The organism is Azospirillum canadense, from assembly GCF_025961225.1.
Classification (GTDB): Bacteria; Pseudomonadota; Alphaproteobacteria; order Azospirillales; family Azospirillaceae; genus Azospirillum; species Azospirillum canadense.
Window position 1 is genome coordinate 119,653 of sequence record NZ_JAOQNG010000009.1, and the last position, 16,292, is coordinate 135,944.

21 protein-coding genes and 1 riboswitch are annotated in these 16,292 nt (G+C 66.1%); of the genes, 5 read left to right on the forward strand and 16 right to left on the reverse strand.

Annotated elements, in window-relative coordinates; all coding sequences use genetic code 11:
- Positions 1–46: 46 nt before the first annotated feature.
- From M2351_RS34965 to M2351_RS34975, 3 genes are all read left to right on the forward strand, one after another.
- Positions 47–787 carry a response regulator gene (locus tag M2351_RS34965; RefSeq protein WP_264660615.1) on the forward strand — a complete coding sequence of 247 codons (741 nt, stop codon included), beginning with the start codon at positions 47–49 and terminating at the stop codon, positions 785–787.
- The gene (locus M2351_RS34970) at positions 784–2,109 is read left to right on the forward strand and encodes a sensor histidine kinase (RefSeq protein ID WP_264660616.1); all 1,326 of its coding nucleotides are present in this window, start codon (positions 784–786) and stop codon (positions 2,107–2,109) included. Before M2351_RS34965 ends, M2351_RS34970 begins: the two co-directional genes overlap by 4 nt.
- 110 nt (positions 2,110–2,219) lie before the next feature.
- Entirely contained in the window at positions 2,220–2,678 is a 459-nt protein-coding gene (locus M2351_RS34975; protein WP_264660617.1) for a MarR family winged helix-turn-helix transcriptional regulator, read from the forward strand.
- 39 nt (positions 2,679–2,717) lie between these two features.
- Here the strand turns inward: M2351_RS34975 and M2351_RS34980 are convergent, their stop codons facing one another.
- The 5 genes from M2351_RS34980 to M2351_RS35000 form a co-directional block, all read right to left on the reverse strand.
- Positions 2,718–3,101: a cupin domain-containing protein gene (locus M2351_RS34980; protein WP_264660618.1), complete on the reverse strand. Its 384-nt coding sequence runs from the start codon at positions 3,099–3,101 to the stop codon at positions 2,718–2,720.
- Between the two features lie 257 nt (positions 3,102–3,358).
- Positions 3,359–3,772, reverse strand: coding sequence for a copper resistance protein CopC (locus M2351_RS34985; protein ID WP_264660619.1), 414 nt, complete (start codon positions 3,770–3,772; stop codon positions 3,359–3,361).
- Positions 3,769–4,266 carry a DUF6130 family protein gene (locus tag M2351_RS34990; RefSeq protein WP_264660620.1) on the reverse strand — a complete coding sequence of 166 codons (498 nt, stop codon included), beginning with the start codon at positions 4,264–4,266 and terminating at the stop codon, positions 3,769–3,771. The genes M2351_RS34985 and M2351_RS34990 overlap by 4 nt, the downstream gene beginning before the upstream one ends.
- An 87-nt stretch (positions 4,267–4,353) precedes the next feature.
- Entirely contained in the window at positions 4,354–4,770 is a 417-nt protein-coding gene (locus M2351_RS34995) for an organic hydroperoxide resistance protein (RefSeq protein WP_264660621.1), read from the reverse strand.
- 162 nt (positions 4,771–4,932) lie between these two features.
- Positions 4,933–5,682 carry an SDR family oxidoreductase gene (locus M2351_RS35000; protein WP_264660622.1) on the reverse strand — a complete coding sequence of 250 codons (750 nt, stop codon included), beginning with the start codon at positions 5,680–5,682 and terminating at the stop codon, positions 4,933–4,935.
- Positions 5,683–6,435: 753 nt separating this feature from the next.
- Here M2351_RS35000 and M2351_RS35005 point away from each other — a divergent pair.
- The gene (locus M2351_RS35005; RefSeq protein ID WP_264660623.1) at positions 6,436–7,155 is read left to right on the forward strand and encodes an SDR family NAD(P)-dependent oxidoreductase; all 720 of its coding nucleotides are present in this window, start codon (positions 6,436–6,438) and stop codon (positions 7,153–7,155) included.
- Between the two features lie 101 nt (positions 7,156–7,256).
- On the opposite strand, the gene M2351_RS35010 is transcribed toward M2351_RS35005, so the two are convergent.
- The 4 genes from M2351_RS35010 to istA form a co-directional block, all read right to left on the reverse strand.
- Entirely contained in the window at positions 7,257–7,886 is a 630-nt protein-coding gene (locus M2351_RS35010) for a CGNR zinc finger domain-containing protein (RefSeq protein ID WP_264660624.1), read from the reverse strand.
- Positions 7,887–7,985: 99 nt separating this feature from the next.
- Positions 7,986–8,594 (reverse strand): plasmid pRiA4b ORF-3 family protein, encoded by a 609-nt coding sequence (locus M2351_RS35015; protein ID WP_264660625.1) that lies wholly within the window; start codon positions 8,592–8,594, stop codon positions 7,986–7,988.
- A 56-nt stretch (positions 8,595–8,650) separates the two neighbouring features.
- Positions 8,651–9,427 carry an IS21-like element helper ATPase IstB gene (gene istB / locus M2351_RS35020; RefSeq protein ID WP_264658937.1) on the reverse strand — a complete coding sequence of 259 codons (777 nt, stop codon included), beginning with the start codon at positions 9,425–9,427 and terminating at the stop codon, positions 8,651–8,653.
- Positions 9,424–10,950, reverse strand: coding sequence for an IS21 family transposase (gene istA, locus M2351_RS35025; protein WP_264658936.1), 1,527 nt, complete (start codon positions 10,948–10,950; stop codon positions 9,424–9,426). Before istA ends, istB begins: the two co-directional genes overlap by 4 nt.
- A gap of 239 nt (positions 10,951–11,189) precedes the next feature.
- Between istA and M2351_RS35030 the strand changes: the two genes are divergently transcribed.
- On the forward strand, positions 11,190–11,903 hold the full coding sequence (locus M2351_RS35030; protein WP_264657941.1) for an IS6 family transposase: 714 nt from the start codon (positions 11,190–11,192) through the stop codon (positions 11,901–11,903).
- Positions 11,904–12,037: 134 nt separating this feature from the next.
- Here M2351_RS35030 and crcB read toward each other — a convergent pair whose 3' ends face one another.
- From crcB to M2351_RS35065, 7 genes are all read right to left on the reverse strand, one after another.
- Positions 12,038–12,433 carry a fluoride efflux transporter CrcB gene (gene crcB / locus M2351_RS35035; protein ID WP_264658099.1) on the reverse strand — a complete coding sequence of 132 codons (396 nt, stop codon included), beginning with the start codon at positions 12,431–12,433 and terminating at the stop codon, positions 12,038–12,040.
- Positions 12,434–12,609: 176 nt separating this feature from the next.
- Positions 12,610–12,671, reverse strand: a riboswitch (Fluoride riboswitch).
- 42 nt (positions 12,672–12,713) lie between these two features.
- Complete coding sequence (locus tag M2351_RS35040; RefSeq protein ID WP_264657940.1) at positions 12,714–13,073, reverse strand: DUF190 domain-containing protein; 360 nt, start codon at positions 13,071–13,073, stop codon at positions 12,714–12,716.
- Between the two features lie 78 nt (positions 13,074–13,151).
- Positions 13,152–13,997 carry a universal stress protein gene (locus tag M2351_RS35045; protein WP_264660626.1) on the reverse strand — a complete coding sequence of 282 codons (846 nt, stop codon included), beginning with the start codon at positions 13,995–13,997 and terminating at the stop codon, positions 13,152–13,154.
- A 47-nt stretch (positions 13,998–14,044) separates the two neighbouring features.
- The gene (locus M2351_RS35050) at positions 14,045–14,401 is read right to left on the reverse strand and encodes an NUDIX hydrolase (RefSeq protein ID WP_264660627.1); all 357 of its coding nucleotides are present in this window, start codon (positions 14,399–14,401) and stop codon (positions 14,045–14,047) included.
- 333 nt (positions 14,402–14,734) lie between these two features.
- A complete protein-coding gene (locus tag M2351_RS35055; protein ID WP_264660628.1) occupies positions 14,735–15,028 on the reverse strand; it encodes a phosphorylase family protein in 294 nt (97 codons plus the stop codon).
- A 129-nt stretch (positions 15,029–15,157) separates the two neighbouring features.
- Positions 15,158–15,373, reverse strand: coding sequence for a hypothetical protein (locus tag M2351_RS35060; RefSeq protein ID WP_264660629.1), 216 nt, complete (start codon positions 15,371–15,373; stop codon positions 15,158–15,160).
- A 25-nt stretch (positions 15,374–15,398) separates the two neighbouring features.
- A complete protein-coding gene (locus M2351_RS35065; protein ID WP_264660630.1) occupies positions 15,399–16,058 on the reverse strand; it encodes an ArsR/SmtB family transcription factor in 660 nt (219 codons plus the stop codon).
- Between the last annotated feature and the right edge of the window lie 234 nt (positions 16,059–16,292).

Below are 16,292 nucleotides of genomic sequence, written 5' to 3' on the forward strand. Positions count from 1 at the left end.
CTGCGCGTGGACGCGTGCGGCGGAGGCCAAGATGGAAGCGAGCACGATGGATCACGTTGATCACATCCTTGTCGTCGACGACGATCGTGAGATCCGCGAACTGCTTTCGGCCTATCTGAAGAAGAATGGATTGCGCGTGACGGTCGCCGCGGACGGCCGGCAGATGCGCAGCCTCCTCGACGCCAACCCCGTCGATCTCATCGTGCTCGATCTGATGATGCCCGGCGACGACGGCTTGGTCCTGTGCCGCGAGCTTCGCGCCGGAAAGCACAAGGCGACGCCGGTGCTCATGCTGACGGCGCGGTCCGACGAGATGGACCGCATCGTCGGGCTCGAAATGGGGGCCGACGATTACCTGGCGAAGCCCTTCGCCGCGCGCGAGCTTCTGGCCCGGATCAAGGCGGTCCTGCGCCGCGCCCGGATGCTGCCGCCCAATCTGCAGATCACGGAGGCCGGGCAACTCCTGGCCTTTGGAAAGTGGCGCCTCGACACCACGCAACGCCATCTGCTGAACGGCGACGGCGTGGCGGTAGCGCTCAGCGGCGCGGAATACCGTTTGCTGCGCGTGTTCCTCGACCATCCGCAGCGGGTGCTCAGCCGCGACCAGCTGCTCAACCTGACGCAGGGGCGCGAGGCCGAGCTGTTCGACCGTTCCATCGACCTGCTCGTCAGCCGGCTTCGCCAGCGGCTCGACGACGACGCCCGCGAGCCCGTCTACATCAAGACGGTCCGCAGCGAAGGCTACGTGTTCGCGATGCGCGTCGAGATTTCCGAGCCTTACTCATGACCGGGTGGCGCCAACTTCGCTCCTGGCCCCGCACCTTGGGGGCGAGGCTGTTTCTGATCCTGTTGGCCGGGCTCACCATCGCGCACGTCCTGTCCTTCGCCGCCCTGTTCCTGGAGCGCTACAACGCGTCCAGGGCCATGATGCTGGGCATGCTGGAAAAGGATGTCTCGGCCGCCGTCGCCATCCTCGACCGGTTGCCGAGGGACGAGCGGCAGGACGTGGCCTGGCGGCTGGATAAGCGGACCTACCGCTTCATCCTGGGACCGGGGCTCGCCGGCACCCCGGACCTCAGCCGCCGGGGCGGGGAGATCGCGGCGACCCTGCGCGAGGCCCTTGGTCCGCGCTCCGCCGTCCGCGTCGAAGCGATCCCAGGCGACGGCAACCGGTTGCAGGCCCATCTCCGCCTGAGCGACGGGGAGCCGCTGACCATCGACATCGTCCCGTCCATCATGCCGCTGGCGGACTGGCTGCCCATCGTGCTGCTCGTCCAGCTTCTGCTTCTCGTCCTATGCAGCTGGTTCGCGGTTCGCCTGGCGATCCGCCCGCTGGTTCACCTGGCCCAAGCGGCGGATGCGCTGGATCCGAACAAGAAGGAGCCGCGCCTGCAGGAAACCGGGCCCATCGAGGTCGCCTACGCCGCGACGGCCTTCAACGCGATGCGCGACCGCATCGCCCATCACCTGGAAGAGCGCGTTCAGATCCTGGCCTCCATCTCCCACGATCTGCAAACGCCGATCACCCGCATGAAGCTTCGCGCGGAAATGGCGGACGATGGCGTGGAGAAGGACAAGCTCTTGCAGGATCTGACCGAGATCGAACGGCTCGTGCACGAAGGCGTCGCCTACGCGAAAAGCGCCCATGGCGACGCCGAAAAGCCGTCGCGCATCGACATCGGGTCCTTCACGGACAGTCTGGTGCTCGACTACCAGGACACGGGGCGGGCGGTCACCCTGACCAGGAAGGCCACGGCGGCCGTCATGACCCGTCCGCACGCCCTGCGCCGCATCCTCAGCAACCTGATCGAGAACGCGTTGAAGTTCGCGGGCGAGGCGGAGGTGACCGTGGACAAGATCGACGGCGACCGGATCGTCATCCGCGTGCTTGACAACGGGCCGGGCATTCCGGAGGACCAGCTGGAGGCCGTCCTGCAACCCTTCGTCCGGCTTGAGCAATCGCGCAACCGCAAGACCGGCGGCACCGGGCTCGGTCTGGCGATCGCCCACCAGCTCGCGCAGGCGATCGGCGGAACGCTGACGTTGCGGAACCGGGATCATGGCGGGCTGTCGGCCGAAATCACCCTTCTCCCGTCCCGGCTTTCCTGAGCGCATCGCTCGCCGTTCGTTGATTTCCGAAAAGATATACTTCCGATCAGATCGGACGCGATCTATATGAGGGTCAGACCTCGCAATTCCGTGCGCTTGAGAGAATGACCATGGACTCCATCACTCCCGATGACACGGCCAGCCCCAGGCTCGCCGATTTCCTGTGCTTCGCGGTCTATTCGGCCAACCTCGCCTTCGGCCGGGCCTACAAGCCGATCCTGGAGGAACTCGGCCTGACCTACACGCAGTACATCGCTATCGTGTCCTTGTGGGAGGAGGACAACCAGACGGTCCGCGGCCTCGGCGAGAAGCTGTTCCTGGAGTCCAACACGCTGACGCCCATCTTGAAGAAGCTGGAGGCATTGGGGTACCTCACCCGACAACGCGACCCCGCGGACGAGCGCCACGTCCGGGTCCGCCTCACCGACGCCGGCCGCCGCCTGCGCGAGAAGGGCCTGAACATGACGCTGGTGAAGCAGACCGGCCTGCCGGCGGAGGAGTTCGCCAAGCTCCAGAAGGCCGTGTCGGACCTGCGCGACAACCTCATCGAGTCCGCGGAGCGGAATTGACCCGCCTGCCATTTAAGCGGCCGACGCAACCGGCGCGTCTTACTTGGACAAGGTAAGGACCGGCTTTCCCTTGTCGAGAAGATAGGTGGCGAGTTCCGACGCTTTGACGTCCCCGACGTTTTTCGCCGAATGGGCAGTGCCGGCTGGAATGAACAGGGCATCACCGACCTTGAGCGTGACCGGCGGCTGGTCGCCGAGCTGATACTCCATCGCGCCTTCGAGGACATAGGCGATCTCCTCGCCCGGGTGCGTGTGCTTGGGGAACGACGCTCCGGGGGCGAAGTCCACACGCACCTGGACGACCTCGCGTCCGGAGTTGCCGAGATCATGGCGCAAGGTCTCCGTGCGCCCGATCCCCGTCTGCTGCGCCTGCGCGAGGCCCAGTGTCAAACCGCTCCCGACGAACAGCACGGCCGCGGCCAAGATTGAGGTCCTTTTCATGCGAAACATCCTTTCATAATTCGGTCGAATGGAAGGCGGTGTCCGGCGTCGCGGGGGACCCGGCCGGCGGGAGAGAGCGGGGCGGGTCCGCCGGCCGGGCATCGTCCGAGGGGGATCGGCCGATGGCTCCGTTATGCCGGGTCCATGTCAGCCAAGTGTGTCCGGAAGACCGGCTTTTTGTATCAGTCCGTCACGATGGCCCAGTGCCGACACGTTTGCGTACAAAGTCGGGCCGCCCGTCACCGGCCGTTCGTGTCCTGCATGGAAACGATCATGCCGTCGGTCTCCTGCGGCCGATCGGCCGGCGCGACCGTGAAGGGAAGGCCACCCCGCTCCACGGCGCCGCTGGCGGTCCGCACCGCCCATTGCAGCTGATAGCGGCCGGCCGGCAGCACGCCCATGGCGACGAACAGCGTGTTGGGCGCGCTGTTGAGGCGCGGTTGCAGAACGCGGGTCGATTCCGGCGTGACCAGCTCGACGCGGGCCTGCGCGTGGTTGACCGGTTCCTCGAACCGGACGGAGAAGGAGCGCGCCGGCCCCGCGGCAACGGCGGTCGCGGTTCCCGCGGATTGGGCGAAGCCGGCGCCCGCCGGCAGCAGGGCGGCGACCGAGGCGGCGATCAGGGCGGCGGGCGCGACGCGGCGGATGGTCATGGCGTGCTCCCGTGCGCACCGACATGTGCACCGGCATGTTCGGGCACGACGAACGGCACCACGACGACCTGCCCAGGGAAGATGCCGTGGTCGGCATTCACCAACTGGATGGTCACCTTGTGCGGGCCCGGCGGCAGGCCGGCCACGTCGACGGTGTTGTTGTCGCTGGCATCGGCCCACCACCACGGCAGGTCGTCGACGATCACATGCAGATGGCCGATGCGGGGTGAGACCTGAAGGGCGCCGGCTCCGAACACCGGCACGATGCGCAGGTTCTCCACCCGGTACTGGGCCTGGAAAACGCCCTCCGCCAAGCCGGCGGGAAGCGGCGGATCGACGATCAGCCTGGGCGCGGGTTCGTTCTCGACCGCTTCGTAGGGCGAGGGACCGCGGATCTCCCGCGCGCTCTGCGCGAAGGCGCTGGTCGTGAGCAGGGCGCTGGCCGCGACCGCGGCAACCGTCCTGATAGCAACCGTCTTGGCGAATGTGGTCATGGGGTCGTTCCTGTGCGTTGCGGCCGGCGGCGGGATGAACTCGGGCGGAGCATCCCACCGCGCCGGCCAATGGAGGGGACGCCGGTCTCAGACCAGGGTGATCTGGACGTCGATGTTGCCGCGCGTCGCCTTGGAATAGGGGCAGGTCAGGTGCGCGGTGGCGACGAGCTGCTGGGCAACCTCACGGTCCAGGCCGGGCAGGCTGACGTTCAGCCGCGCGGCGAGCAGATAGCCGTCGCTGTTGGTGCCGAGGTCGATTTCGGCGTGGACGCTCACGCCGCCGGGAAGGGCGACCTTCAGCTCCTTGGCCGCGAGGCCGATGGCCGCGGCGAAGCAGGACGACCAGCCGGCGCCGAACAGCTGCTCCGGATTGGTGCCCGGAACGGACGTTCCCGGCGTTGACAGCTTGACGTCGAGCTGGCCGTCGTCGCTGCGGGCCGTGCCCGCGCGCCCGCCCGTGGTGTGCGTGCGGCCGGTGTAGATGAGCTTCTGGATCTTCGTCATGGTACGTCTCCATTGTTTTGCGCCTTAGGGAAAGCGCGTTCGATGAAATCGCATACGATTCATGCGACCGGGTGATGGGCTTGGTTGGGTGCTGTGAAGGGGACTTGCGTCCATGCCACGCGAGGCGGGTTTCCGCCGGCCTCGCGTGGCCGGGTCCGTTGACTAGAGCTGCGTGAGGCCGCCATCGACGGCCAGCTCGACCCCCGTGATGTAGGACGCGTCGTCCGACGCCAGGAACGTCACCGCCTTGGCGATCTCCTCGGGCGTGCCGAAGCGCTTGGCCGGGATCCGCTGCATCAGGTGCTGCCCGAGTTCCTGCACGCTGGCCTCGGACAGGCCGAGCTTGCCGAAGAGCGGGGTTTCGACCACGCCGGGGCTGATGGCGTTGACCCGGATCTTCCGGGGCAGCAGTTCCGACGCCAGCGTCCGTGCGAAGTTCCGGAGCGCGGCCTTGCTGGCCGAGACCACCGACGTCCCGGCGACGCCCGCCTGGACGAACCAGGAGGTGGTGAAGACGATCGCGCCGCCCTCGCTGAGCAGCGGCAGGGCCTTCTGGACGGTGAAATAGGCGCCGCGGAAATTGGTGTTGATGATCTCATCGAACATGGCCTCGCTCGTGCCTTCGACGGGGGCGAGCTTGGCGGTGCCGGCGTTGGCGAACAGGACGTCGATCCGGCCATGCCGGTCACGCACGGTCTGGAACAGGTCATCCAGGTCGGCGCTCTTGGTGACATCGGTCGGAACGACGAGCGCGTCCGGTCCCAGGACCTTTTCCGCCTCGGCGAGCGAGCTTGGATTCCGGCCCGTCACGACGACCTTCGCACCCTCCCGGGCAAACTCCTGTGCCGCGGCAAGACCGATGCCGCCGTTGCCGCCGGTGATAACCACGACCTTGTTCGTGAAACGGCCCATGACATGACTCCCCAGTGAAGTGACGCGGCCAAAGGATGCCCGTTGCTGCGAGCGGTGCCGCGGCTGGTTGCAGCGAGATAACAAACAGTGATGCGTTCCTGATGGTCGCCGCGCGACCGTTGCGATGGGCTGTTGTCTCAAAGGAAACAGCGCCGAATACCAAAGCGTCGTAAAGGTAAGTGATCTGACGTACAGGGTGAGGTCCTTCAACGTGTGGTCCTGGAGGGAGGTGCCGCCTTGGTAGACGGCTCTTTCGCTCTCCAGTCCTGTGCGGAGTTCAGCCCTGGACGCTTGAGACCTCCTGTCTCGCCGACGCCCTCGAAGTAACCTCCTATCTACGAATTCAGAGGTTATCGGCCGCTGAATAACCTGTCAACACGTTTTTATCAGGTTACTGTCGATTTTTGCGTCTCCCCTCCGCCGCGCGGCCGACCGGCTGGGAATGCGGCATCCCGAAGCTTTCCCTACGCAGGAAGTCCATCTGCCAACGGAAAGCTTTGGTATCGACTCGATACGACGTAGGATCCTGTCGGCAGCTTGTGTTGATGCTGCTTCCGCGCGTTCCTCCTGATGCGCTCCTCCCGGACTAGGGTCGCTGTCGCCCCCGACGGTGGCCCGTCCTTTCCGTGGGCGATTCCGCCGAACGGAATGGCTTCTCGCGCAGGAGCCGACAGGCGCGCCTCGCGCGGAACGCCCGTATGGCGCACACCGCCAGCCGGTTGGAGGGCCAGCCGGTTGAACAGGAGAACTCCCATGGGCAGCGGCAGGAACGAACGGGCGATCGTCTTCGGCGTCGGGCCGGGCCTGGGCCTGGCGCTCGTGCGACGGCTCGCAGGCGAGGGCATGGCGGTCGCGATGGTGGCGCGCGATGTTGGTAAGCTGGAGCGCCTGCGCGACGCGGCGGGGCTTCAGGGCGTGACGGCCCATGCGTGCGACGTGTCGAAGGGGGACGAGGTCGCCGCCGTGTTCGGGGCCGCGTTCGACGCCATCGGCGCCGCGCCGGATCTCGTCGTGTTCAACGCCAGCACGTTCGAGCCGGCCGGCATCCTCGACATCGATCCCACCGCTTTCGAGCGGTGCTGGCGCATCGACTGCCTGGGCGGCTTCCATGTCGGCCAGCAGGCGGCTCGGCGCATGGTGCCGGAAGGGCGGGGCACGATCCTTTTCACCGGCGCGACGGCAAGCCTGCGCGGCAGCGCGCGCCTGGCCCAGTTCGCGGTCGCGAAATTCGGCCTCCGGGCGCTGGCCCAGTGCATGGCGCGGGAATTGGGGCCGCAGGGCATCCACGTCGGCCATGTCGTGATCGACGGCCAGATCGCGACGCCCACCGCGCGCGAACGCCAGCCGGACCGCGATCCGGACACGATGCTTGACCCCGACGCGCTGGCGGAGACCTATGTGCACCTTCACCGCCAACCGCGCACCGTCTGGACTCTGGAGCTCGACGTACGGCCGGCGGTGGAGAAATTCTAACCCATAGCAAAGAAACTGATGGGCCAAGTCTGGCGCCCGTATCCGGGGCGTCTCGCCGTGGCGAACGAGAGCTTCCAGCCGCTCACGTTCGGCGCGGGCCGCTAGACGGCCTTGGTGCGGGCGCGGTGCGCCGCAGCCTTTGCTCTGTTTCCGCAGACGGCCATGCTGCACCAACGGCGCTTGTGGGCCTTGGTCCGGTCCAGGAACATGAGCGTGCAGGTCGGCCCTTCGCAATTTCGCACCAAGCCGAGATCTTCTTCCGTCAGGAGCCTCGCGATGGACGAGGCGATCGGCTGCAGCGTTTGCTCGGCACTCGCCCACCGGTTCACGCGCTTCAACTGCAGGCCATGAGCGCCGTCGCCGGACTGGCCTGTGATGCGCGCAAAGCTGTTGTCCTCGGCCAGGACGTCATTCAGCGGCCCGAGGTCGCTCTCATGGACGTGGGGATGAGCATGCGCTGCAAGCGGCAGGACGATCTGGCGGAACCAGTCCCGAAGTCGGCGCGCCTGCCCGGCGGCGGCATCCAGGTCGTCGGCAGGCATCCCTTGGAGCCGAACCGCGTCTTCGGCGTCGATTGCGCCGGCCTTGAGCAGCCACAGGACGAAGCCGTGCCCGTCCCGCAGGCAGTCGGTCGAGGCATCGCGAGGATTCTCGATGCTGTTCAGGAAATCCATCGCAAGATGATCGCCAACCAGGACAGGATCCGGGTAACGGCCGACGTTCACGCTCATCAGATGCCTACGACTTTGGATGGAAAGCTGTTCGTTGTGCAACGACAATTTCGACGTCCGGCAGGCGTCAACTACGATGGCCTGTCCGGTCGGGGCTGATCACTCGTAGCGCATCAGTGCAGCGCGTCGTTTCGCGGCATGCACAGCGGAGCGGACAGCACGATCGGTTTTCGCGAGGTCGAATTTTTCGGGATGGAACGCACGTCCGGCCCAGCGTCTCATATCGGCATGTTCGGGGTGGCTCGGGTCGTGAAAAGCTTCCAGGAAATCGGCGTAGCCGTAGACACCCCCGACATCTTCCGGTGGCCGTGAGCGCGCACCATCAATGCAGGCGGGGTATTTGCGATCGGTCTCGGGCAGCCGCAACGTTTCGGCCTCGATGCGGTGATGCCAATCGTCGCCGAAGTCATAGAGGTAGATGAACGGCGGCGGATTGGGCAGGAAGTCGAGCAGGCGCACATCGTCCTCCGGCAGAGCCTGGGCGTCGTCATCGAAGGCATCCGCGTTGAGCATGTCGGGAGCGCCAAAGCGCAGGCCGCCGATCTCGAACTGATGCAGGTGGTAGTCCAGCCACCCGAACGCGGCTTGGATGATGTGGTGCAACTCGCCCAGCGTGGTCCGCCGCGGCACCAGCAGCCGCCGCCAGACCGGCGGCTCGATGTCCAGGATCGTGATCTTCAGCTGGGCGATGGTCGGGGGCTCGAACATGCCCGCCATCATGCCGGCATGCGCGCCCGGCGACAATTACGCCGTTGCGGCGTCAATTACCCCTCGGGACTCATCGCGCTCTGGGCCGCGGCCATAGCGGAGCGCCGGCGATAACTTTCCGTGTTCAGCTCCAGGATGATGGCGTGGTGCACCAGCCGGTCAATCGCGGCTACGGTCATCGCGGGATCGGGAAAGATCGCGTTCCAGGCGCTGAAGGGCTGGTTACAGGTCAAGATCAAGCTGCGCCGCTCGTAGCGTTCGGCAATCAATTCAAACAGCACCGCCGTTTCCGCTTGGTCCTTACGGACGTAGCCGAGGTCATCGAGGATCAGGCCGTCGAAGCGGTCGAGCCGGCTGAGCAGGCCGGGCAAGGCCAGATCACGCCGCGCGGCCTGGAGCTTTTGCACAAGGTCGGTGGTGCGGGTGAACAGGACGCGCCGTCCGCCTTCGATGAGCGCCGTGCCAATGGCGGACGCGATATGCGTCTTGCCGACGCCGCTGGGGCCGAAGATCAGCACATTGGCGCCACGCTCGATCCAGCCGTCGCCATGCCCCAACGCCTCGACATGCGGTTTGCGGAGGGTCGGCACGGCGGCGAAGTCGAAGGTGGCCAGCGTCTTGCCCTCCGGCAGGTCCGACTCGGCCATGTGGCGGGCGATGCGCCGCTCGGTGCGCTCAGCCAATTCGTGCTCGCACAGAACGGCCAGAAAACGGGCGGCGCCCCAGCCTTCCCGATCCGCCCGCTCGGCGAAGCCCGGCCATAAGCGGCTGATCGTCGGCAGGCGCAGAGACGAGAGCATCACCGGCAGCTTGGTGGCGTCGATGTCGGTCATGTCGGCTCCGGATCGGGGGTGGGAGGCGCCGGCCGCAGGAGACGGTCGTATCCCGCCAAGTCGGGCAGCGGCACGGCGATCAGCGGGATCGCCGCCGGCTGGGGTGGGGCTACGGCGGCCCGGGCGGTTTCAAGGTCGGGCAATTCGCCGCGGTCGAGCACGGCATCGAGATGGTCGGCCAGAGCGGCCTCACAAGCGCCGGTGGCGGCCAGGTGCAGCAGGCCGACATAGACGCGACAGGCCTTGCGATCGTCGAGGCCGTCGTCGAGGACCTCCCAGGCGCGACGAAAGGCGGGGCGTGGGAAGAGCTCCTCGCGGAACACCGAACGGCGGAACGCCTGCGGCTTGCGCACCAGTGAAGCGGCCAAGTGGCGGTAATCGACGACGCGATCGCGCCGCTTGCCTTTGGGATGCTTGCGGGGGAGCGTCAGCACCTGGGTGGTGCCCAGCCAGCAGACGAGCCGATCATCGTAGATATGCACCTTGAGCCGGCATCCCACGAGCCGGGATGGCACGGTGTAGAGCACCTTGCGCACGGAAATGGAGCCGGTCCGGACCACGGTGACGGTGGTGGTGGAGAAATCGGTGGTGCGGTGTCGGGGCAGCGGCTTCAGCTCCGGCAGCTCGACCTCCAGGGCCTTGCGCCGGCGGGCATTCTTGCGGGCGACGGTGTCCTGCAGAAAAGCCTGGTAGGCGGCCAGATCGGAGAAATCGCGCGAGCCGCGCAGGTCGAGAGCCTCGCGCAGTGCCGTTTTGAGATGGCCATGCGCCGCTTCGACACTGCCGTTCTCGTGGGCGACGCCGCAGTTGTTGCGGGTCGGGGCCATGGCGTAATGGCGGCAGAAGGCTGCGTAATCGGCAGCCTCATCGTCTTCGCTGGCGAGATTGCGGTAGGCGGCGGACAGCCGGTCGGTGCGGTGGGTGTGGGGCACGCCACCGAGCTGCCAAAGCGCCTCCTGGAGCCCCTCGGTGAGCGCCGTGAAGCTCTCGCCACCCTGGACGACCTTGACGAACTCCCAGCCGCTGTAGGCCAGCCAGAAATGATAGAGGAGGTGATCGAAAGGAGCGCCGTCGATGGTGACGCCGAGGCTGGCGGCCTCGGTGAAATCGGAGAGGGCCTGATGCCCAGGCGGGTGCTCCTGGCGGAAAATCAATTCCCGCTCCGGGCCTTCCGTCGCCCGCCACCGAGCGACCCGTCGCTGCAGGGACCGCAGCAGGCGGTCCGGGTAGGCGCTGGGATGGCGCCGCTGGAGTTCCTCCAGCAGCGTCGTCGCCCGGATGTGCGGCACGGATCGCAAAACGGGGACCAGCTCTTCCTCCCAGACGCCAGTGAAGGGGTCATCCCGCGTGCGCCAGGTTCGTTCACACGACCGTTGGCTGGGCAGAACCGGGTCAGTGTCGATCCGCCGCGCCGTTCGTTCGCTGAACCCGGCCTTTGCTGCGGCCCCGACTTGGGTCTGTCCTCGCCTGCGCTCGTCCATGTACCGCCTGACCTGCCGGTCGGTGATCCGTGCTCCCGTCATCAGCCTGTCCCCGCAATTGCGGGGACAGGCTGATGACGCAACCGTCAACCGGCCATTCCAATCGTCGTTAGGCGGTCAGTGTAATTGGCGCTGTGCAGTTCGTAACCGCTAAAGTATATGTTTGTGGGTTATCTTTCAAGAGAGGCCGTCGGCCGACCGCACGGTTCTGTTGCAGGGTTTGCCACGCAGGCCAGATCGGGTAGAACCCTGGCCGGTTCGGCAGCTGGAGTGACGGGGTGATGCGGTCGAAGAGGAACCCGTTCAAAGGACGGCAATTCACGTCCAACGTCATCTTGTGGGCGGTGCGCTGGTCCCTGCAGTTCCCAATCAGCTACCGCGATCTCGAGTGCATGCTGGCCGACCGCGGCGTTTCGGTCGACCACACCATGCTCTACCGCTGGATCCAGGCCTACGCCCCGGAACTGGACCGGCGCCTCCGCCCGCACCTGCGGATGACGACCGGCTCGTGGCGGGTCGACGAGACGTATGTCAAGGTGAAGGGGCGGTGGGTGTATCTGTACCGTGCCGTCGATGGGCGCGGACAGGCCATCGATTTCCTGCTCAGCGCCAAGCGTGATGACGCGGCCGCGCGGCGCTTCTTCCGCAAAGCCCTGAGGCAGGCCCACACAGTCAACCCGCGCACCATCACCGTCGGCAAGAACGCTGCCTATCCGAGCGCGACCATGGCGATGAAGAAGGACGGCGAGCTGTGGCGCTTCGCCAAGCTCCGTCAAGTGAAGTATCTTAACAATATTGTTGAACAAGATCACCGGCGCATCAAGCGGCTGGTTCGGTCGGGGCTCGGGTTTCAGGGCTTCCACATGCCGCGTCGGACGATCACCGGCTACGAAATCATGGCGATGGTGCGCAAAGGACAAGTCGCCGCCATTCCCGCCAACGACATGCCCGCCCAGGCGACCTTCATCGCCGGTCTGTTCGGTGTTGCCGGCTGACGACACGGACGCCGCGGCTCTCCGCACCAACCGTCAAACTTTGCAACGGAACCCGTAGAAGGGCTTTCCGCCGCAGATGTCCTGCTCGCTGGTGTGGACGCGCAGCAGCACGGCCTCGGTTGAGGCCGCATGAATCAGGCTCCTTTCAGCTGATTGAGGCTGGCCGCGGCCATGTGCCCGAGCCAGACCGCGATCATGCAGAGCACGACCGACAGCACGACGTTCCACCCGGCCTGGAGCCACTCGCCGTCCTGCATCAGGCTGAGCGTCTGGAGGGAGAAGGACGAGAAGGTCGTGTAGCCCCCACAGATGCCGACCATCACGAAGGTACGTGCGTCCGAGGAAACGAAGAGGCGACCATCTGGGCCGGTCAGCGTGGCCGTGAAGCCGATGACAAACGAGCCAACGATGTTCACCACCAGGGTGCCCCAGGGGAACGTTGGCCCGAGGGCGTTGGCGACGAAGCCGGAGCACCAGAAGCGAGCAACGCTGCCGATGGCGCCGCCAAGGGCAACCAGTGAGTAGGTCAGGAACATTGTTCTTCTCGGACGAAACGGAGGATGGTGGGTGGGAGGACTCTGCCGCCGACGATGAGACGGATGGGCCGGTGTCCAATGCGCAACCAAGCGACGTCTCCTCGTGAGTGGACGCATGGACGCGGGAAGAGCCGGAACAGCGGGGCTCAGGCAGTCTCCTACCGCGGACATGCGCAGCAGGAGTCATCGGCCCTCGCGGGCGGTTTCGGGGGACCCCATCCCCATCGCCAAGCAGGGTACCCGGCTCCGCCTGGAAATCAACCGCTCGCTGGCCTCAGGTCAGGCGCGTCGGCTCGCGGATGGTTTCCTGGCCATATTGGAGCACTTGGATCTTCTCCAGCGTGACGAGGCCGCTCGTCATCATGCTGTCGAGAACCGGGAGTAAGGCGCTCACCTTGTCCTCACTGTCCACGATCTCGACGACGAGCGGCAGATCCTGCGAGAGCCGGAGGATCTTGGTGGTGTGCACCCGGCTGGAGTGCCCGAAGCCCATGCCGCCGCGCAGCACGGTGGCTCCGGCGAGGTGCATCTCGCGCGCCTTCGTGACGATGCACTCGTAGAGCGGCTTGCCGTCGTGGCGGTCGTCCTCGCCGATGAAGATCCGCAGCAGCACCGCGTTCTTCGGAACAGTCATCTCCGCGCCCTCCCAATTGCCCGAGCGCCCTCCATTCATGTGGTGCAATTCGTGGTTCCCGGCACCCATAGCACCCCATCAGCGACTCAGGAACAGCGGGATTTCCGCCCTGTGGAGCGCACACTCGGTGGTTCCGCCGAGGATTGCCTCGCGAAGAAGAGAATGGTGAAAGGCCCCCATGACCATCAGGTCGCACCCGGCATCGGCGGTGGCCTTCAGGAGTGCCGGACCGACCCCATGCTGCGGCCGCAAGCCTATAGGAGTGGCAGCAACGCCGTGGACAGCCAGGTAGTCCACCAGCGTCTCGGCCTCTCGCTCGTCAATCCCGTGTTCCCGGGCGGTCATGACATGGACCTGTGTGGCCCGCTCCAGCATCGGCATGGCGCTGCGGACCGCCCGCGCCGCCTCGGCGCTCGCGTCCCACGCGACGGCCACCGTGCGGCCGGTACAGGTGCCGGCGCCGGGCGGGACGACCAGCGCCGGGCAGCCGCCCCGGAGGAGAGCGGCGGTTTCCAGGGTGAGGTCAAAGCGGTGCATTCCGACATCCGCCGGGCTGGAAAGAACGATCAGGTCGGCGTACCGGGCGTGGCCGGGAAAAGTCCGGACCTCAAAGCCCTCCACCACCTGGAAGGACGCGGCCGCACCGTCCCGTGCGGCACCCTCTTCGAACTGGCTGGCCACGAGCCAGTCGTCAAACGCCGCTCGGGCGTGCCGCCTTGCCAGGTTCCGGCGCGCGAAGGCGTCGCGGATGGTGCGTTCGCTGAGGCCATCGCCCAACGAAGCCATGACCCACGCGTCCGACAGCTCGATGTGCAAGGCCGCGACATGCGCCCCGAATCGGCGCGCCAATGTCTGGGCGATTCGGAGAAGGTGGTGGTCCGACGGCGTGCCACGCAGCGGCACGAGGATGATGCGGAAATTCATGTCCGGCACCTCCACGGAACGGCCATGCCAACCACCCCCACAGGGGGTCACGTCGCCGGCAGCCCCAAGCGCAGCAGCATCGGAACCAGGCCGCCTTCACTGATCGCCAAGGCGGCTTGGCTTGGCCTGAGCCACCGTCGCTCGCGCTCGGCCCGCTCCGGCCAATCCTCCAGTTCCTGCTGGACCTCCAACAGGAAGACGGTGACTTCGCACTCGACGGATTGGCTGGCCGTCAGGCGCTTTTCATAGCGGTAGGAACCATAAGGGCGCTTCTTGATCTTGCCGCGAACCCCTGCCTCCTCAAACGCTTCCTGGGCCGCCATGTCGTGCGGCTCGGTTCCCTTTTCTGCCCACCCCTTGGGAACGATCCAGCGTCGTGTCTCGCGCGACGTGATCAGCAGCACCTCGGGGCGGCCTTCCACCAAGCGGTAAGGCAAGGCGGCGTATTGAACGCGAGGTTTCCTGCTGCTCATGCTCTGCTAACACGGGGGCAGGAAGGGAGTTTCTCCCGCTTGAGTGGGCGGCTCAACTTGCCCTTTGCGCATATTGGCCCCAATCGGACAGCTTTGGTTGCTCTGCACAGCTGTGCGGACATACGGCGTGTGGACCTCTGCCGAGGTCGCCAGAGAACCAGACCGTCCAGATGGCACGACAGGATGCCTTCGACACGTGACCGGGAGCAAGCGTCCCCGGCGTGAAAGGAGAACCGAAGCGGGGGCGTTTCCTCTGCTTCTCCGCTATTCCACCACTGTGGACGCAGCCCAAGCGTTGGCGACCGCATGAACAAGGCCCAAGGCCGCCGTCGCTCCGTTTGCCTCGCCTTTCTCGAAGTCGCCTTCCCGGCCCATCTGATTGTTCACGTGGGCGAAGCACGGGACCGGCTTGCGTCGTGCTTGGGCGAAGGCGTAAAGCGCGGCCGCCTCCATTTCCACCGCCAGGATGCCCTCGTCGCGCAATGCCTTGTCGATCAGGATAAAATACGGGGGTGGCCGAAGCGCAGTGATCTGCCCCGACGAGGTGATGCTGATCAACAGACGGCAACCGGATGCAAACATCTGTTCGGCGACCAACACCGCGTAGGAGGCGCCGACCGCGCGGCCGACGATGCCATACTCGCGGCCATCCTGCTCGAACCTGCACAGCTCGCTGTGGTAGCAGGCTCAGGGCGGATCCTGGCAGACCCGACCGGTCGCCCGCAGATGGCGCACGATGCCGCCTTCCGGATCAAGGACACAGACCTCGGGGACCGACGCCTCGTCCAGATCTTTCTGCCGCCGCGCCTCGCGCAGCAGGCTCTCGGGCGTGAACTCGGAGGCGCTGTCGTGGAATTTGCCGCGCAGGATGGGCGGCGTGCGGTCGCCGTCATGTTGGGTCATCGGACACCCTGATCAGGAAAGTGGCTCAAGAGATGGCTTCGACGGGCAAGCCGGCGGCCTTCCACTCCGGATAGCCATCCTCAAGGCGACGGACCCGGTAGCCCAGGCGCCGGAGTGCGGCGACCGCCTCAAAGGACAGCACGCAGTACGGCCCGCGGCAGTAGGCAACCACCTCTTGGTCCGCCGGCAGGTCGGCAAGGCGCTGCTGGAGGTCGGCCAGCGGGATGTTCACCGCCCCGGGCAGATGGCCCAACGCGAACTCACCCTGCGGACGGACGTCGAGCACGGTGACACTGCCTTCCTGAAGCCGCTGGGACAACTCCTCGCGGGAGATCGCCTCCAGGCTGTCGAGCCGGGTGAAGCAGGCCGCGACGATCTCGCGCACCTCGGCGACGTTGTGCTCGGCCAATCGCCGGAACGCCGCCAGGACATCCAGGATCGGCCCGTCGCCAAGCCGGTACATCACCCGTTTACCGTCGCGGCGCGTCTGTGCGAAGCCATGGCGGCGCAGATGCTGCAAGTGCTGGGAGGCATTGGCCACCGACAGCCCGGTCAGCGCCGCCAATGTCTCCACCGAACGCTCGCCCTGAGCCAAGTGCTCCAGCAACTCCAGCCGGTGCGCATGCCCGAGCGTGCGCGCCAGCTCCGCCAACTGCTCGAAAATCTGCCGCTTCGGATTTGACATTGACACTCCGCGCGAGTCTCGGAATCATTCAAGAGAATAATTGAATGTTTTGACGTCTACGTCAAGGCAGGCTCCATGATCGTCCACAACGAGAGTGTCGGCCCTCGCTTGGCGGAACTGCTGTCCTCCATCGAATTGTGCGGGCGGGAGCCCGTCCTCGTCGATCTGGACGCCAGCCCTGAAGCCTAAGGGAAGTCCCGGCCCCGGCGCATCGAAACCATTGGGAGGTCACGG

What these genes read in the sequence shown, in the direction of transcription:
- M2351_RS34965 (WP_264660615.1), top strand. Translation starts at nt 47, where the DNA reads ATGGATCACGTTGATCACATCCTTGTCGTCGACGACGATCGTGAGATC.
- M2351_RS34970 (WP_264660616.1), top strand. Translation starts at nt 784, where the DNA reads ATGACCGGGTGGCGCCAACTTCGCTCCTGGCCCCGCACCTTGGGGGCG.
- M2351_RS34975 (WP_264660617.1), top strand. Translation starts at nt 2,220, where the DNA reads ATGGACTCCATCACTCCCGATGACACGGCCAGCCCCAGGCTCGCCGAT.
- M2351_RS34985 (WP_264660619.1), bottom strand. Translation starts at nt 3,772, where the DNA reads ATGACCATCCGCCGCGTCGCGCCCGCCGCCCTGATCGCCGCCTCGGTC.
- M2351_RS34990 (WP_264660620.1), bottom strand. Translation starts at nt 4,266, where the DNA reads ATGACCACATTCGCCAAGACGGTTGCTATCAGGACGGTTGCCGCGGTC.
- M2351_RS34995 (WP_264660621.1), bottom strand. Translation starts at nt 4,770, where the DNA reads ATGACGAAGATCCAGAAGCTCATCTACACCGGCCGCACGCACACCACG.
- M2351_RS35000 (WP_264660622.1), bottom strand. Translation starts at nt 5,682, where the DNA reads ATGGGCCGTTTCACGAACAAGGTCGTGGTTATCACCGGCGGCAACGGC.
- M2351_RS35005 (WP_264660623.1), top strand. Translation starts at nt 6,436, where the DNA reads ATGGGCAGCGGCAGGAACGAACGGGCGATCGTCTTCGGCGTCGGGCCG.
- M2351_RS35010 (WP_264660624.1), bottom strand. Translation starts at nt 7,886, where the DNA reads ATGAGCGTGAACGTCGGCCGTTACCCGGATCCTGTCCTGGTTGGCGAT.
- M2351_RS35015 (WP_264660625.1), bottom strand. Translation starts at nt 8,594, where the DNA reads ATGTTCGAGCCCCCGACCATCGCCCAGCTGAAGATCACGATCCTGGAC.
- istB (WP_264658937.1), bottom strand. Translation starts at nt 9,427, where the DNA reads ATGACCGACATCGACGCCACCAAGCTGCCGGTGATGCTCTCGTCTCTG.
- istA (WP_264658936.1), bottom strand. Translation starts at nt 10,950, where the DNA reads ATGACGGGAGCACGGATCACCGACCGGCAGGTCAGGCGGTACATGGAC.
- M2351_RS35030 (WP_264657941.1), top strand. Translation starts at nt 11,190, where the DNA reads ATGCGGTCGAAGAGGAACCCGTTCAAAGGACGGCAATTCACGTCCAAC.
- M2351_RS35040 (WP_264657940.1), bottom strand. Translation starts at nt 13,073, where the DNA reads ATGACTGTTCCGAAGAACGCGGTGCTGCTGCGGATCTTCATCGGCGAG.
- M2351_RS35045 (WP_264660626.1), bottom strand. Translation starts at nt 13,997, where the DNA reads ATGAATTTCCGCATCATCCTCGTGCCGCTGCGTGGCACGCCGTCGGAC.
- M2351_RS35060 (WP_264660629.1), bottom strand. Translation starts at nt 15,373, where the DNA reads ATGACCCAACATGACGGCGACCGCACGCCGCCCATCCTGCGCGGCAAA.
- M2351_RS35065 (WP_264660630.1), bottom strand. Translation starts at nt 16,058, where the DNA reads ATGTCAAATCCGAAGCGGCAGATTTTCGAGCAGTTGGCGGAGCTGGCG.